Genomic DNA, 14,913 nt, shown 5'->3' on the forward strand with positions numbered 1-14,913 from the left:
AGTCGCAGACCTCGATGCCGCCATCGCCTTCATCAACGAACGCGACAAGCCCCTCGCGCTCTACGCCTTCACCGAGTCCGAAGCCGTCAAGTCGCGCCTGGTGAACGAGACGTCCTCCGGCGGCGTCGCCTGGGGCCAGCCCGTGATGCAACTGCTCATGCCCGGCCTGCCGTTCGGAGGCGTCGGCGAAAGCGGCATGGGCCGCTACCACGGCCGGTACACCCTCGAGACGTTCAGCCACCTCAAGGCCGTCGCGGACGTCCCGCTCAGCTAAGCCCGCGCCTTCGTGAAGCAGGCTGCCCAACTGGTGATCGACAAGCAGAGAGTGCCTCTGACCAGCGGCATGAGGATCACTGAGATCTCTGCTTCGCCGATCACCAATTCCCCGACACCCCGCCAGGCCCATGCCGACGCCTGCCTCTTTCACCCGACCCATTCTTCGAAGGAAGCTGCCATGACCACAGCGTTCGACCCGATCGACCTGAGCGGCAAGACGCTCGCCAACCGCATCGCGATGGCGCCGATGACCCGCAGCCGTGCCGACGCTCCCGCAGCCACGGCAACGGAGCTGATGGCCACCTATTACGCCCAGCGCGCGAGCGCCGGCCTGATCATCACCGAGGGCATCCAGCCGTCGGCCGTCGGCCAGGGCTACACCAACACCCCCGGCCTGCACTCCGCCCAGCAGGTCGACGCCTGGCGGAAGGTGACCGACGCCGTCCACGCCCAGGGCGGCACGATCTTCGCGCAGCTGATGCACACCGGCCGGATCAGCCACCCCAGCCTGCTGCCCGACGGACTCGTCCCCGTCGCCCCCTCCGCCGTCGCGGCGGCGGGCCAGGTCTTCACCTACCAGGGCCCCCAGGACTACGTCACTCCGAAGGAACTGGACCCCGACGACATCACCCGGACGATCGCCGACTACGCCGACGCCGCACGCAACGCGATCGCCGCCGGTTTCGACGGCGTGGAGATCCACGGGGCGAACGGCTACCTGATCCACCAGTTCCTCGCCCCCAACACCAATCTGCGCACCGACAGCTGGGGAGGTGGCGCCGCGAACCGGGCCCGCTTCGGCATCGAGGCCGCCACGGCCGTCGCGGAGGCGATCGGCGGCCACCGGACCGGCTTCCGCATCTCCCCCGGCAACCCCTACAACGACATCGCCGAGACCGACCCGGCAGACGTGCTGGAGACCTACACCACCCTGATCGCCGGACTCGGTCGGCTGGATCTCGCCTACCTGCACCTGGTCGAGAGCCCGGACCGCGACCTGACCGCCCGGCTGCGCAAGGACTGGCCGACGGCGTTCATCCTCAACCCCTTCACCCACCCCGAGACCACCGGCCCCGGCGCACTCGCCCACATCGTGGACGGCACCGCGGACATCATCGCCTTCGGCGCGCTGTTCCTGGCCAACCCGGACCTGCCCGCCCGCCTCGCAGCCGGGGGCCCCTACAACACCCCCGATGCGGCCACCTTCTACGGCGGCGACCACCGCGGCTACACCGACTACCCGGCGCTGCACGCCGACAGCGCGTGACCTGAAAAGAAGTCATCGCCGGCGAGTGCGGAGGCAAGACGCGCCGTGTCAGGCCACCGAAGTCCCTCTGGTCCTGACGTATGTGCCTGGTGGCGACACTCGCCGCCTGCCAATCCAGCGGATCACCTTGGAGAACCAGCAGCTGAGAGAAGAGCTTGAGGCGGCGACGGGCGGCGCTCGCGGCGCGGATGATCCCGGACACGGCGCCCTGCGCATCGCCGCGCAGGGCAGCATCGAAAGCTTGGAGGACGCGTTCGCTACCCCGTCGGGGTGCGGCTGGCAGAACCGACGCCGCCACTCGTCCAGGGCCCTTCACACCGGAGGGCCCTGACCCATGCCCGCGATGGACAACGGACAGAACGAAAGCCCATCCATAACTTCTGTTCCGCGACCAGGTACCCCGGCAGCGTCGCGCCGTGAAGGCCGGGGCCCCGCGCTTCGGTCGGCATCGGCTCGACGGGGGATACAGCGTCACTCTGTTACATCTTCGCTGATCCGCACGCCAGACACCTCCGAGGCTGTGCCGGGTCAGGGTGGTGAAGGCATGGCGCGGGTGGACAGGGGGACGACGGTGCCGCCGCCACGCAAGGCGTTGTTTTCGAGGGCCAGCTGCCGGATGGCCTCCTCGTACAAGGCTAGGGTGCGGCGCAAGTCGGTGTTCTCTCGACGGAGTCGGCTCAGGTTGGCTTCCGCGCGCGCATCGGGGACGGGGGACGGGGTGGTCGCGGGCTGCGGGATGCGGGGCCGGAAGTGCGTGTCGATCAGGTCCGCGCAGTGCCGGTGGAAGGTGGCGTGCGGGATGCCCAGGAACCGTTCGACCGCGGTCACGGTGGGGCGCCGTCCGGGGGCGGCGGCCTCGGCAAGGACGGTGTCGACGGCGGCTTTGACGGTGTCGGTGTCGGGCAGCGCGCGTTTCACTCGGCGATCTCCGGAGTGTGGCGGGTGAGGAACGCGGCGGTGGCACGGTGCTGTTCCTCAAGGCGGTGACGGACGTAGGGGGCCAAACGGTCACCGGCGGCCAGTGTGTCCTCCAGCCGGAGGAGGTGATCGGCGAGGGCCTGCCGGTTGTCGGAGGTCAGGGCGGTGTTGCGGCAGGCTTGCGGCTGGCAGTCGGCCATAACGGGCTGATCGGCGGAAGCCTCGGGGCCGCGGCACAGGGCGCGGTCGGGGTTGTAGACGCAGGTGATGAAGGTGCCCGGGTACAGGCGGGCATCGTGGCGGGCCAGGATGCGGCGCAGGCGGGGATTCGTCGGTGACGACTTGGCCGTCGAAGACGGTGTGGCGGGCGAGCTCGGCGAGGAACTGGCCGCGGGCGAATGCCTCTTCGGCCTCGACTTCGTCGCGGAAGCCGGAGTCGCTGGTGCCGGCGCAGCCCTCGAACATCTGGATGCGCTGGTGGCGGTACTGAAGAGCGCCGGCAATGGTGCCGCCCGGGCGGCGGGCGATGAACCAGGCCAGAGTGCGGCGGAACTGCCGGGGCGTCAGGCGCGGCAGCCGCCCATTGTTCTCGGGGATCGCATCCACGCGGAAGTGAGCCGCACAGCAGGTGTTGATCCACTTGGCCAGTGCGGTGATGTCCTTGATAGTTGTGGCGCTGGTCCGCACGCGCCCGGCAACGTGGTGGTTCTGATGATTGGCCGACTTGAGCGGGTGCGCGAACAGGTAGGGCTCGTCGGCCGGCTGGCAGCGTTCCAGGACGGCGACGGCTCGTGCGACGGGATCGGTGACGATCCAGGTGGCGGCCGCGCCATGGACGCCTTCGCCCTTGAAGGCCAGTCCGTGAAGCCGGTAGCGGTAGATACGGCCGTCGGCGTCGCGTTGGACGCTCACGCAGCCGCGCCGCGGGTGTTTGATTACTGGCGGGAGGGGGTTATTCCGACCGTGCACTATTCCCTCAACTGCCCTCAGGTTGAGTGCGGTCGCGGCTCAGCGAGTGGCGGGCCGTCCCCTCAGGCGTGAAGGTGAAGCCGTCCATGAACAGGGTGCCGCCGGCGCGGAACGCCCAGAGGATTGGCTCGGCGTGGACGCACGACGACGATGGGCTTGGGCTCGGCGTGAAACTGTTCCAGAGGTGAAAACAGAGAAGGACGTCGTCTCGCCGATCGGTCGTATAGGCAAGTGTCTTGGGGTAGTTGGGGTTGGTCCCCCCGAAGAGCACCGAGGGCGGACCGAACGCGGTGACGACATCGCTGAGGAACCGATCCTCTCGGCACCAGGTCTCGCTGGCGTGACGGATCTCGTCGTATTCGCTTGAGGTGAGGGTCCGGTCGAGTCTCAGCCATCCCTGGCGGTGTGCAATCTCGGCATACACCGACGCCACAGAGCCGTCGTGCGTATCGCCCCAGAGATCTTGGAAGGCTCCGCGCACTCCAGTGGAGAAGACCACTCTCGTTTGGAGATCCTTCAGCTCCTCCTGCCATACCTGCTCAGCAGCGTCGGCGAAGGCCACTGCGTCGAGGTAGAGCCTGAGCGCCATCTCGCCGCCATACATTCCGGGGCGGCGCATAGCAGCGTTCAAGTGCGCGAGTAGGTACTCGCGTAGTTCTTGCGCTGTGCGCCCGTCGCTGTCGCTGGTCGTGTCGGTCATCGGTTGTCCTCCTGTTGGTCCTCGGCTCGGGCGGCGAGGTACGCGGCCCAGTCGCGTCGGGCGTAGGCGACCCAGCGGAGTGCGGTGTAGCGGTGCATCCCGTCACGTCGGCGAGGATCGGGCTGGGGAGATCAGCAGCAAGGGAGGCCAGCGCCGCGTTGCGCGCGGTGCGAACCGGGATGCCGTGCCGGTTGAGCTTCTGGGTCATGCCGTGCGTCGAGATCGGCTTGCCCGGGACCATGCCCGGGAAGAGCCACCGAGGGCCTGGGCGGACTCGCGAGAGCTGCGGCCGCAGCTGGGGCTGTTCGGCGAGGCGCCGAAGGAGTTCGGCGAGACGTGGAGGCAGCAGGACGGGATGGCGGCCCAGGGCGAGGTGGGTGTCCTTGTCGCCGAGCTTGAGGTGCTCGGGCGTCAGATGGCAGAGGCGTTCTGTGGACGGGCCGATCAGCAGGGTGATCGCGCCGGCCGCCCGGACATCCGTGGGCATGGCCTCGTCGGTGAGGCAACGCTGGAGGAGCGGCCACCGATCGTCCTCGTCGAGCAGGTTCTGTGGCTCCTGCCTCGGGACGGAAGGAACCGTGAGCTCGCGGGTGAGCCGACGGCTCGTGGTCCATTTCAGAAAGTACCGGATCAGGTAGCGACGTTGGCTGGTGGCTTCGGCGATCCAGTCGTCGATGTGCGCTTGGGCGAGGTCGGCGAGGTCCAGGCCGCGTTGGTCTATCCAGGCCAGGAAGTCCAGGGCGACGTTGACGCGGCGCCGCAGGTCGCGGTCGGCGGAGGCGGGATGGCTGCGGATGGCGGCCCGCTGGTGTGCCCGCCGGAGCAGGAACCAGTGCAGGAACGGGCGGGCGAGGCTGGCGTGCGCGGCTGGCTTGTCCTCGAGCTCGTGCTCCAGCCAGCCCGGGATGCGTTCGAGGTCCTCATGGCGTTCTTCCAAGACGCCTGTGTGGAACAGGAGTTGACGGATGTAGCGCTGGTTCCGGCTGGGCGGGAGCTCGTCCAACAACTCGTGGCTGAGCGTGTGGCCTTCGGCCGCGAGCTGGGCGAGGAGCTTGGTGCTCGGGCTCTCCTTGAGCCACTGGATCGCCGGAAACGGCGAGGGAGCGTCCGCCAGCGCGGCGGCGAGCGGTTTCCTCTGCGGGGCGACCATGCCGTCGGGACCGGTCAGCAGGGCGTTGACCCGCCCGGCGAGGACGCAGTGAGCGCATCGGCCGCGGCTGTGGGGGTTGCCGCCCCGGCCGCACTGACGGCAGGTGTAGTCGGCGGCGAAGCCGACGCAGGGTCCGCAGACTCCGGCGCCGTCGTTGTTCCGTGCGATCAGTGGCTGGGCTGTGCCGCAGCGGGAACACTCGGCCGGCGACCGGAGCACGGTGTTGTAGCAGCTCATGCAGACCGGCCCGATGGGCCACCGCGTGTTGACCGGTTTGGTCCGGCCGCATCGAGCGCATGGCTCTCCGGGACGATTACGCCGGTAGCAGTTGCCGCAGACCGGCTGGCCCTGCGCATCGCGGCTGGTGCAGGGGCGGACCCGGCTGCAGATCGAGCAGGTCACCTCGGGGCCGCGGTAGCAGCCGTCGCAGAGGTCGGGTTGACCGTCACGCGCATTGCGGGCGATGCGCTTGAGCTGACCGCACCGTCCGCAGGGACGCCGCGGTCGGCGGTGGCGGTTGTAGCAGAGGTGGCAGAGTGCCCCATCGGCGTCGACGAGGGCAGCTGCTGCGGTCTTTCCGCAGCTCACGCACGTGTGCATCGGGCGTTTCCAGCAGCCCCTGCAGAGGGCTCGTCCGTCCTCGCGGCGGACGGCCGGAGCTCGGTGCTGGCCGCATTCGGCGCACTCCTCGAAGATCTCCGGGTCCGAGTGGTAGCAGGTGTGGCAGATGCGGCCCTCGGGTCGGCGGGCCGCGACGCGTACGTTCTCGCGTCCGCAGCGGGCGCATGTCGCCTGCCGGCTCCGGGAGTCGCAGGTGCCGCAGAGCCGTCCTTCGGGACGGAGTTGGCGCAGGTCGCTTCGTATCTTTCCGCAGTGTGCGCTACCGGGACGGACCACGGGGTGCCCGGAGTCGTGCAGTACTTCGGCGAGCCGCAGCAGAACCGGCGGACAGAGCGAACTGTCCGACGTCAGCGCGTCAGGCTGGGCAGCGAGGTGTCCGGCCAGTTCCTCCAGGAACTTCGCCGCCCCCCGCACGGGGATCGGGGCCGCGGTCACCAGCGCGGCCTCGGCCTCCTGGGCGTCGAGCGACGGCAGCACCAAGGTGAGCTGGCCGACGGCGGCGGACGTCGCGGCCTCCATGCGGGCGGCCCGCGCCCCAAGGCGGGCGACGATCGACGGGGCGGTCGGGGAGGGCGCGGTCACAGGCCCTCCGGCCGCCGGATCGAGGTCCGGCGCACGGCCGGAAGCGGGCCGGGCGTCTCTCCGCCAGCGGTCTTGCGTACCTCTTCGTTGACGACCCGGATCTCGATGAGGTCGTTGGGCTGGCAGTCGAGGATGTCGCACAGAGCCGCGAGAGTGTCCATCGACATCCGCTGCGGCGGCTGCGTGACCAGGCGGAAGACCTGCTCACGCGAGAGGTTGACGCCCCGCTCGGCCAGCAGCGGCACCAGGTCGGTGGTCTGGAACATCTCCCGGTCGGCCATGAGTTTGCGTAGATTCCAGCGGTAGCCCATCTTCTTGATCACTTCGGGTCCTCCCAGATGCCGGGGAATCGCCGGCCCAACTTCTTGTGCAGCAGCCGATTGCGGTACTCGTCCGAGACACCCGTATAAAGGGCCGTCGTGCTGGCATAGCCGTGACCGGCCTGGTCTTGGACGAACCACCGCTCCGGGTAATCAAATTCGGTCAAATGTGTGATATAGGAATGCCTCAGGCGGTGCAATTCGAGTTCTTCGGGCAGGTCGGCGGCCTGCTTCGCGGCTTCGAAGGCTTCGTTCGCCGACCGGCGTGACAGGCGACCGGAGCGTTCGGTGACCCAGATCGCCGGGTGCTTGCCCACGTTTGAACCGGGGCCGGACCTCGGTCAGGTGGTGGTCGAGGTCGTCGACGATCCAGTCCATCTCGGGGACGGTGAAGATGGTGCGGCGCTTGGGCGGACTGCAGGGCGGAGTCGCGCATCGCGGTCAACGCGCCCTTGCGGCCGCGCTTTCGGATCTCCTCGACCCGGCCGTCGGCGGCGTCGAACAGGGCCTGGATCTCGTCGTAGGTCAGCGGCCTCCCGGCTCGGGTCGCCTTCGTACTCGCTGACATGGGTGACGGTGTTCCACTCGTGCAGGATCTGGACCGGCACCTGGCCGAAGCGCTCTTGGCAGACGGACATCCAGTCGTAGCGCGGATCGGTGATGTACTCGCAGAACAGCCGCAGGTGGTTCTGGTAGTTACGGCCGCTCGACACGGTGAACGTCGGCGTCTTCGTGCGCAGGTGGTCGATGAACGCCTCGAACTCCGCCGGCTGCCACTGCCACGGGTACTGGTTGGAGAACTCGGCGAACCGGCGGACCAGCGACAGCTGCGGGTTGATGGTCCCCTCCCACTTCAGGAAGCGGGCCCGCTGCTGTTTGGTCCACCCCTCCAGCATGGCCTCGAACACGGCAGGTTCGGGGTCGAGGTAGGAAATCCCGTCCACGAGCATCAGGTGTGCCGCACCCGCCAAATCGGCCGCTTTCACCACTCCAACCTCCGTTGCATTAGGTGCAACATTGTTGGGATGGCGTCGCCGGGGCGCAAGAGTCGCTGGTAGATCGCGTGCACGGTGCGAGAGGATGGCGGAGCAGACGCCTCTCACCTGCCGATTCACGCTTACTTGGACCCTGCGGAGTGCCGCATCAGATGCAACTCCGCCCCGTTCGTAGGGGGAGTCGGTGTGCACACCGAGTTCGCGGGCCGCCTCCTCGATCAGACGCCGGGGGTGGGCCTTGTGGAACGGGTATGTCGGATGGCCTGCGAGCCGGGCCAGGTAGGTGAAGTTCGGGGACCCGCCTCTACCCCGCCATCCGGTGGCCAGCCGGGCGGGTGCAGTGGGCAGCGGCTGTCCGCGCTGGCGGAAGTCGTCCAGTACAACTTGCAGGGCCACGAGCGGATCAGGATGGGCAGGCGGGCGGGCGTCGATGGTGTCGCGCTCGGCGCGGGCGGCGAGCACGTCGTCGGCGAGGTCATCCACCCAGCACAGCGCCCAGGTCAGCAAAGGCCCTATGACATGCTCGGGGATGCGGTCAGTGAGGTTCTCGTCATACCGGCGCGGATTGGCGCGCGCCCATGCCTGCCACAGCGGCCGCCGCAACGGGTCCTGCCCGAAGTGGTCGGCAAGGCGGGAGCGGTAGGCCCACAGTAATCGCACGGCACGGCGGTGGCGATACACCCCGCTGACCGACAGCCGCAGCGACGTCAGCTCGGCGTGGTAGGCGTCCAGGTCATCGCCCGTCAGCTGCGCCAGCGGGAGCCGGCGGTTCTGTGCCCACAGCAGGAAGTGGCGTACGCAGGTGAAGTAGGCGCGGATGCTGGAGATCGTGATCGGTTCTTCGCCGGGCGGGGTGTCCTCGATCAGCAGGGCGTAGAACAGGAGCTTGGCGGTGTCCCGGTGAGCATGCGGGCCTGCGCGAAGTCGAGCCGGTGAGGCTTGCGGTCTGCGCGCAGCCATGCCGGCGTCAGCGTCCACAGGTCATCGCCGTAGCGGTAGGTCTCCTCCAGCCGGGCCTCGGCGCGAAGCGGGCGCGTGGCCAGGACCAGGGCGTCCTCGGGCACTGCGGCGCGGTGTGCGGGGGCTTGGGCCGCGTGCGTCATGACCACTGGGTGGGCCCTTCCAGAAGATCGAGCATCAGGTGTGGCTGCCTCTGCTGGGCAGCGGCGCGCTGGGCCGGGCTGAAGCGGGGCAGGATGTCGCGAGTGGGGATCTGCCACGTCGTGCCGTGCCGGGCTGTCCACTGCGCTGCATCCTGCCGCTGAAGGTCCTCGCGCAGGACCTCGGCCAGGGCAAGGCGAGCGTTCAACGGGTCGCACCACCCACGGGCGATCGGGCTCGCACGACGGGGCCGTCTCGGCCGTCGCACACACCGTTGCGGGTCAGCGCCGGGTTCTCACCGGACTTTCCCCGCGGGAGGCGAGGGGGAGCCTAACAATTGGGGGGTGCGTTGTCGGGTGCGGGTGAGCGGGGCTTCTCGCGCAGTTCCCCGCGCCCCTGAAAAGCAGGGGCTGCGCCCCGTGCTTTTCCCTGAAAGCGCCGCAGGCCGCTTTCAGGGGCGCGGGGAACTGCGCGATCGGCCCCCACTCACCCGCACCCGACAACGCACCCCACCCGCCCCTCAACACCCGTGCCGATCCCTCTCGGACGAGTACAGGTGGCTGTCCCGGAACTGCCGCGCACCCAACGTGCGGCCGACCATGATGACAGCCGTGCGCAGCACACCCGCGGCCTTGACCTGGTCGGCGATCTCGTCCAGAGACCCCCGGATGATCAGCTCGTCGGGGCGGGACGCGTACGCGACGACCGCGGCCGGGCAGTCGGCGCCGTAGTGCGGGAGGAGTTCCTCGACGACGCGGTCGACGTACCGCGCGGCGAGGTGGAGCACGATCAGCGCCCCGCTGCGGCCGAGCGTGGCGAGGTCCTCGCCGTCGGGCATGGCCGTGGCCTGCTGGGCGATCCGCGTGAGGATGACAGTCTGGCCGACCGTCGGCACGGTCAGCTCCCGCTTCAGCGCGGCCGCGGCCGCCGCGAAGGCCGGTACCCCCGGCACCACCTCGTACGGCACTCCCGCCGCGTCCAGCCGCCGCATCTGCTCGGCGACCGCGCTGAACACGGAGGGGTCCCCGGAGTGCAGCCGGGCCACGTCATGGCCCTCCTCGTGCGCGCGGACCAACTCGGCGGTGATCCGGTCGAGATCGAGTTGCGCCGTGTCCACGAGCCGCGCGTCCGGCGGGCATTCGGCGAGCAGTTCGCGGGGGACGAGGCTGCCCGCGTACAGGCAGACGTGACAGGCGGCGAGGGTGCGGGCGCCGCGGACCGTGATCAGGTCGGCGGCGCCGGGGCCGGCGCCGATGAAGTACACGGTCATCTGTCTGCTCCCGGAGCGGTGTCGAGGGGGTCGTCGATGTGGCGGGGGTCGCCGGTGGTGGTCTTCCGTACGGCCCACTGGGTCACCGGCATCGCCTGTCGCCAGCCGGTGAAGCCGCCCACGGGGACGGCCTGCGCCACCGCCAGCCGGATCAGTTCGCCGCCGTGGCGGCGGTGGGCGTCGGCGAGCACCGCCTCGGACTCCAGTGTCACCGTGTTGGCGACCAGCCGGCCGCCGACCGGTAGCGCATCCCAGCATCTGTCGAGCAGGCCGGGCACGGTGAGGCCGCCGCCGATGAACACGGCGTCCGGGGGCGGCAGTTCGGTCAGTGCGGCGGGCGCGGCTCCGGTGACGACTCGGAGGCCGGGGACGCCGAGGCGGTCGGCGTTGCGGGTGATGCGGTCGGCCCGTACCGGGTCGCGTTCGACCGTGACCGCCCGGCAGGAGGGGTGTGTGCGCATCCATTCGATCGCGATGGAGCCGGAGCCGCCGCCGACGTCCCAGAGCAGTTCGCCGGGTGCCGGGGCGAGCGCGGCCAGGGTGGCGGCGCGGACGTACCGCTTGGTGAGCTGCCCGTCGTGCTCGTACGCCTCGTCCGGGAGCCCGGGGACGGCGCCGAGCCGCAGCGCGTCGGGGGCTCGTCGGCACTCGACGGCGACGATGTTGAGGGGGTCGCCGGGCGGGTCGGTCCGTGCCGTCCAGGCGTCGGCGGTGGTGGCGTCGGTCGTGTGTTCCTTCTCGCCGCCGAGTTGTTCCAGGACGCGCAGCCGGCTCGGGCCGAAACCGCGGTCCCGGAGCAGGGCGGCGACCTCGGCGGGTGTGCCGGCGTCCGCGCTGAGCACGAGGAGCCGGCGGCCCTCGTGCAGGGCGGCGGCGAGGCGGGCGGTGGGTCTGCCGACGAGGGTGACGACCTCGGTGTCCTCCAGGGGCCAGCCGAGGCGGGCGGCGGCGTAGGAGACGGAGGAGGGGTGCGGCAGGACGCGCAGCCGGTCGCCGGCCTCCTCGGCGAGGGCCCGGCCGATGCCGTAGAACATGGGGTCGCCGCTGGCCAGGACGGCGATGCGGCGGCCGGTGTGGGCCGCGAGGAGCGCGGGGACGGCGGGGCGCAGGGGCGAGGGCCAGGTGATCCGCTCGCCCGCGCACTCCGGGGGCAGCAGGTCGAGTTGGCGGGGGCCGCCGATCAGGACCTCGGCGTCGCGCAGGACCGCTCGGGAGGTGTCGGGGACGCCTCGCCAGCCGTCGGCGCCGATCCCTACGACGGTGACGGCGTACGGCGGTCCTGGTGGGGCGGGGGTCACTGCGCGGTTCCTCGGTGGTTCGGGGGCGGTGCTCGGGGGCTGCTCCCGTCGGACGGCAGGCGGCTCCCGGGGGCGACAGACGCGCACTCTACTGGGCGGTGACCTGCGTGGCCGTGCCCGGGTGGGGTGCGCGTCCGCCGGACCGTACGCCCCCCCCGCCCCGTACGGTCCGGCGGTTGGCGCGGTCAGCGCCTCCAGTAGGTGATGTTGCGGAAGCGGGCCTCGGCGCGGCCGGAACCGTGGTGGTAGACGCCGTTCTTGAAGTAGCGGGTGGCGGGGCCCCGGTCGGCGACGGTGAGGACGAGGGAGTTGTCGAGGTAGACCTTGATGGTGCCGGTCCCGCTGCTCGCCTGGTGGGCGATCTTCACGTTGAACCAGGTGTCGTAGGCGTCGGTCCTGAGGACCGTGCCGTCGTAGCGGCGCACGGTCCCACCGCCGGTGTCGTACACGTTGAGCATGATGTCGGTGGCCGGGGTGCCGGAGGGGCGTTGGCTGCGCAGGGTCTGGACGAAGGACGCGCCGTCGGTGCCGGCCGGGAGGTAGACGTCGGCGTCCCACATGTGGCTGCCGGTGCTGTAGTCGTTCTTCCAGCGCATCTCGGTGCGGGGGTCGGTGGAGTTGCCCTCCTCGAACGGCTCGTCGGTGGCGTACACCCACATGCGGTGGACGCCTCCGGTGTAGCTGTGGCGGTCGCTCAGATCGAGGTTCCAGGGCTTCTGCCAGCTGTGGGTGAACGAGGTCCGTGTCCAGCCGTCGGTCGGATCGGCGGCCGGGGCGGCGGCGACCGTGCTGCCGGCCAGCAGGCCGGCTCCCGCTCGCAGGACCGTGCGTCTCTTCATCGGAATGTCCTCCCGTACAGGAAACATCGGATGGGTGCAAACGTCTGGACCATGGCGCCAGAGTGAGCATGGAGGTCAATCCGACCCGCAAACAGCCTACTTTCAGCCTGTGTTGCACGGGAACTCGCCACCGTCCCCACCATTGACAGGTACACGAGCCCTGCCTAGGTTCGCCGATACACCCGATGTATCAAGGATCCGTCAGGTCTGGAGGACGATGATGACCTCGCAGTCGGCGAACGACTCGCCCCTGCCCCGCCGTGCCGTGCTCGGCACGGCCCTGGGCGGAGCGGCGGTGGCGGCCCTGCCCGGGACGGCGCACGCCGGGCCGTCCTTACCGTCGGCGGCACCGTCCGCCCGCACCGAAGCGGTGGCCGCGGGGGCCCGACGCCCCTGGAGACTCCGCGACACCATGACCACCGACCGTTCCTGGGAGCGATTCCTGCGCGGCCAGGACCTCCGCTGGAGCAGACTGCCCACGCGCTGGTACGAGGGTCCGTTCCTCGGCGACGGGCTGCTCGGCAGCATGATCTACCAGGAACCGGGCGCCAACCGGATCCGCTTCACCGTGCAGCACGGCCGTGTCCAGGACCACCGGCCCGAGTTCGGCAGCGGCTGGGGCACCTGCCGACTGCCCGTCGGGCACCTCACCCTCGACCCGGTCGGCACCATCACGGCCGTCGACTGGCGGCTGAGCCTGTGGAACGCCGAGCTCACCGGCACCGTCACCACCACCGCCGGCACCCTCACCCTCTCCGCCCTCGTCCACGACGAGGTGCTGGCCACCCGGGTCACGGCCGAGGGCGACGAACGGGTCGTCTGGACCTTCCACCCCGAGGAGGCCGTCAGCCCCCGGAAGATCAGCGAGGCGCCGCCCGCCGGGTACACCCCCAACCCGCCCTGGACGACCCGGACGCACGACGACGGCACCGAGCAGGTGCTCCAGCCCCTGTTCACCGGCCAGACCGCCACCGCCTACCGGCGCGACGGCGACGAACTGCTGCTCGGCGTGGGCCACAGCTCCCCCTCCGGGACCGCCGCCGGAGCCGACTCGCTACGGCTGCTGCGGCGCGCCCGGTCCTACGACGCGCTCCGCCGACGGCACCGGCGCTGGTGGCACGCCTTCTACCCGAAGAGCTTCGTGTCGTTCCCCGACCAGCGGCTGCAGAGCTTCCACTGGATCCAGCTCTACAAGGTCGCCTCCGCCAGCCGCGCCGGCGGCCCCGTCATGGCCACCTCGGGCCCCTGGCTGGAGCCGACGCCGTGGCCCGCGGTCTGGTGGAACCTCAACATCCAGCTGGAGTACTGGCTCGTCCACGGCTCCAATCACCTGGAGCTCGACTCGCTCGCCACCACCGTGCGACAGAGCCAGGAACAGCTGATCGCCAACGTGCCCGCCGCCTACCGCTCGGACAGCTCCGGTGTCGGCCGCAGCTCCGACATGTTCGCCAACCGGGGCGTGGGCCGACCGGGCCAGGCCACCGAGGTCGGCAACCTCACCTGGGCGCTGCACAACGTCTGGCTGACCTACCGCCACTCCATGGACGAGTCCCTGCTGCGCGACACCGTCTTCCCGGTGCTGCGCCGGGCGATCAACTACTATCTGCACTTCCTCACCCCCGGCAGCGACGGCAAGCTGCATCTGCCGAGCACGCTCTCCCCCGAGTACCCGGTGGTGCCGCCGCAGGACACCAACTACGACCTGGCCCTCATCCGCTGGGGCTGCCGGACGCTCATCGAGTCCGCCGAACTGCTCGGCGTCGACGACGAGTTGCTCCCGCGCTGGCAGGAGGTGCTGACCCGGCTCACGCCGTACCCGGTCGACGCCAACGGCTTCATGATCGGCGCCGACACCCCGTACGCGCAGTCCCACCGGCACTACTCGCATCTGCTGATGATCTATCCGCTGTACCTCGTCAACTGGGAGCAGCCGGAGAACCGCGAGCTGATCACGAAGTCGGTGGCCCACTGGCACGCGCTGCCGAGCGCGCACCGCGGCTACAGCTACACCGGCGCCGCCTCGATGTACGCGATGACCGGCGACGGCGACACCGCGCTCGGCTATCTGCGGAAGTTCTTCGACCCGAGCACCCGTTACCCCTGCCAGGCCAACACCCACTACACCGAGGCCGGTCCGGTCATCGAGACGCCGCTGTCCGCCTCGCAGTCGCTGCACGACATGTTCTGCCAGAGCTGGGACGGAGTGATCCGGGTCTTCCCGGCCGTCCCGACCGCCTGGGCGGACGTCACCCTGCACGACTTCCGCACGCAGGGCGCCTTCCTGGTCAGCGCCGTCCGCAAGGGCGGAACGACCCGCTTCATCCGGATCAGGAGCCTGGCCGGCGAGCCGCTGAGGCTCCGGCACGGGCTCTCCGGCCGGCTCACCGTGCTCCTCGACGACGGCACCCCGGCCCGCACCCACGACCCGGGCGACGGCACCCTCGGCATCGAGCTGCCCAGGGGCCGCGAGGTGCTGGTCCACTCCGGGGCCCGGCCCGACCTGGTCGTCGCGCCGGTCGACATCAGTGCACCGGGCGCGGCCTGGGGACTGCCGTAGGCGCCGAACCACCGACCCGTCGCTCGTCCGCACGCACGCACCACAGGAAG

Annotated in this window: 15 protein-coding genes; 4 read left to right on the forward strand and 11 right to left on the reverse strand. The window is 70.2% G+C overall.

Features of this window, described 5'->3' with window-relative positions:
* Both PUR53_RS09125 and PUR53_RS09130 read left to right on the forward strand, forming a co-directional pair.
* Positions 1–274: aldehyde dehydrogenase family protein (locus PUR53_RS09125; protein WP_329907949.1), on the forward strand; the 274-nt coding region annotated here is incomplete at its 5' end.
* Positions 275–454: 180 nt separating this feature from the next.
* Positions 455–1,543, forward strand: a complete 1,089-nt coding sequence (locus PUR53_RS09130) for an alkene reductase (protein WP_329898486.1) — start codon at positions 455–457, stop codon at positions 1,541–1,543.
* 528 nt (positions 1,544–2,071) lie between these two features.
* On the opposite strand, the gene PUR53_RS09135 is transcribed toward PUR53_RS09130, so the two are convergent.
* Together PUR53_RS09135 and PUR53_RS09140 are read right to left on the reverse strand one after the other, a co-directional pair.
* Complete coding sequence (locus PUR53_RS09135; RefSeq protein WP_329907950.1) at positions 2,072–2,461, reverse strand: hypothetical protein; 390 nt, start codon at positions 2,459–2,461, stop codon at positions 2,072–2,074.
* Positions 2,458–2,661: a hypothetical protein gene (locus tag PUR53_RS09140; RefSeq protein WP_329907951.1), complete on the reverse strand. Its 204-nt coding sequence runs from the start codon at positions 2,659–2,661 to the stop codon at positions 2,458–2,460. Before PUR53_RS09140 ends, PUR53_RS09135 begins: the two co-directional genes overlap by 4 nt.
* A gap of 142 nt (positions 2,662–2,803) precedes the next feature.
* Between PUR53_RS09140 and PUR53_RS09145 the strand changes: the two genes are divergently transcribed.
* Positions 2,804–3,502: a hypothetical protein gene (locus PUR53_RS09145; RefSeq protein ID WP_329907952.1), complete on the forward strand. Its 699-nt coding sequence runs from the start codon at positions 2,804–2,806 to the stop codon at positions 3,500–3,502.
* On the opposite strand, the gene PUR53_RS09150 is transcribed toward PUR53_RS09145, so the two are convergent.
* The 9 genes from PUR53_RS09150 to PUR53_RS09190 form a co-directional block, all read right to left on the reverse strand.
* Positions 3,438–4,019: a hypothetical protein gene (locus PUR53_RS09150; protein ID WP_329898490.1), complete on the reverse strand. Its 582-nt coding sequence runs from the start codon at positions 4,017–4,019 to the stop codon at positions 3,438–3,440. The genes PUR53_RS09145 and PUR53_RS09150 overlap by 65 nt on opposite strands.
* Positions 3,970–6,483, reverse strand: coding sequence for a hypothetical protein (locus PUR53_RS09155; protein WP_329907953.1), 2,514 nt, complete (start codon positions 6,481–6,483; stop codon positions 3,970–3,972). The genes PUR53_RS09150 and PUR53_RS09155 overlap by 50 nt, the downstream gene beginning before the upstream one ends.
* Positions 6,480–6,806, reverse strand: a complete 327-nt coding sequence (locus PUR53_RS09160) for a helix-turn-helix domain-containing protein (protein WP_329898492.1) — start codon at positions 6,804–6,806, stop codon at positions 6,480–6,482. Before PUR53_RS09160 ends, PUR53_RS09155 begins: the two co-directional genes overlap by 4 nt.
* A complete protein-coding gene (locus PUR53_RS09165; protein WP_329898493.1) occupies positions 6,803–7,120 on the reverse strand; it encodes a tyrosine-type recombinase/integrase in 318 nt (105 codons plus the stop codon). The genes PUR53_RS09160 and PUR53_RS09165 overlap by 4 nt, the downstream gene beginning before the upstream one ends.
* 24 nt (positions 7,121–7,144) lie before the next feature.
* Positions 7,145–8,758, reverse strand: a complete 1,614-nt coding sequence (locus tag PUR53_RS09170; protein WP_329907954.1) for a hypothetical protein — start codon at positions 8,756–8,758, stop codon at positions 7,145–7,147.
* Positions 8,662–8,901: a hypothetical protein gene (locus tag PUR53_RS09175; protein ID WP_329907955.1), complete on the reverse strand. Its 240-nt coding sequence runs from the start codon at positions 8,899–8,901 to the stop codon at positions 8,662–8,664. The genes PUR53_RS09170 and PUR53_RS09175 overlap by 97 nt, the downstream gene beginning before the upstream one ends.
* 518 nt (positions 8,902–9,419) lie before the next feature.
* A complete protein-coding gene (cobM, locus tag PUR53_RS09180; protein WP_329907956.1) occupies positions 9,420–10,169 on the reverse strand; it encodes a precorrin-4 C(11)-methyltransferase in 750 nt (249 codons plus the stop codon).
* Positions 10,166–11,467 (reverse strand): precorrin-6y C5,15-methyltransferase (decarboxylating) subunit CbiE, encoded by a 1,302-nt coding sequence (gene cbiE, locus PUR53_RS09185; RefSeq protein ID WP_329898498.1) that lies wholly within the window; start codon positions 11,465–11,467, stop codon positions 10,166–10,168. The genes cobM and cbiE overlap by 4 nt, the downstream gene beginning before the upstream one ends.
* A 185-nt stretch (positions 11,468–11,652) precedes the next feature.
* Positions 11,653–12,306, reverse strand: a complete 654-nt coding sequence (locus PUR53_RS09190) for a polysaccharide lyase family 7 protein (RefSeq protein WP_329898499.1) — start codon at positions 12,304–12,306, stop codon at positions 11,653–11,655.
* Between the two features lie 220 nt (positions 12,307–12,526).
* Here PUR53_RS09190 and PUR53_RS09195 point away from each other — a divergent pair, with 220 nt between their 5' ends.
* Entirely contained in the window at positions 12,527–14,863 is a 2,337-nt protein-coding gene (locus PUR53_RS09195; RefSeq protein WP_329907978.1) for a glycosyl hydrolase family 95 catalytic domain-containing protein, read from the forward strand.
* The last annotated feature ends 50 nt before the right edge of the window (positions 14,864–14,913 follow it).

The organism is Streptomyces sp. SP18BB07, from assembly GCF_036322545.1.
Classification (GTDB): domain Bacteria; phylum Actinomycetota; class Actinomycetes; order Streptomycetales; family Streptomycetaceae; genus Streptomyces; species Streptomyces deccanensis.

What these genes read in the sequence shown, in the direction of transcription:
- PUR53_RS09150 (WP_329898490.1), bottom strand. Translation starts at nt 4,019, where the DNA reads ATGGCGCTCAGGCTCTACCTCGACGCAGTGGCCTTCGCCGACGCTGCT.
- PUR53_RS09130 (WP_329898486.1), top strand. Translation starts at nt 455, where the DNA reads ATGACCACAGCGTTCGACCCGATCGACCTGAGCGGCAAGACGCTCGCC.
- PUR53_RS09190 (WP_329898499.1), bottom strand. Translation starts at nt 12,306, where the DNA reads ATGAAGAGACGCACGGTCCTGCGAGCGGGAGCCGGCCTGCTGGCCGGC.
- PUR53_RS09140 (WP_329907951.1), bottom strand. Translation starts at nt 2,661, where the DNA reads ATGGCCGACTGCCAGCCGCAAGCCTGCCGCAACACCGCCCTGACCTCC.
- PUR53_RS09170 (WP_329907954.1), bottom strand. Translation starts at nt 8,758, where the DNA reads ATGGCTGCGCGCAGACCGCAAGCCTCACCGGCTCGACTTCGCGCAGGC.
- PUR53_RS09175 (WP_329907955.1), bottom strand. Translation starts at nt 8,901, where the DNA reads ATGACGCACGCGGCCCAAGCCCCCGCACACCGCGCCGCAGTGCCCGAG.
- cobM (WP_329907956.1), bottom strand. Translation starts at nt 10,169, where the DNA reads ATGACCGTGTACTTCATCGGCGCCGGCCCCGGCGCCGCCGACCTGATC.
- PUR53_RS09195 (WP_329907978.1), top strand. Translation starts at nt 12,527, where the DNA reads ATGACCTCGCAGTCGGCGAACGACTCGCCCCTGCCCCGCCGTGCCGTG.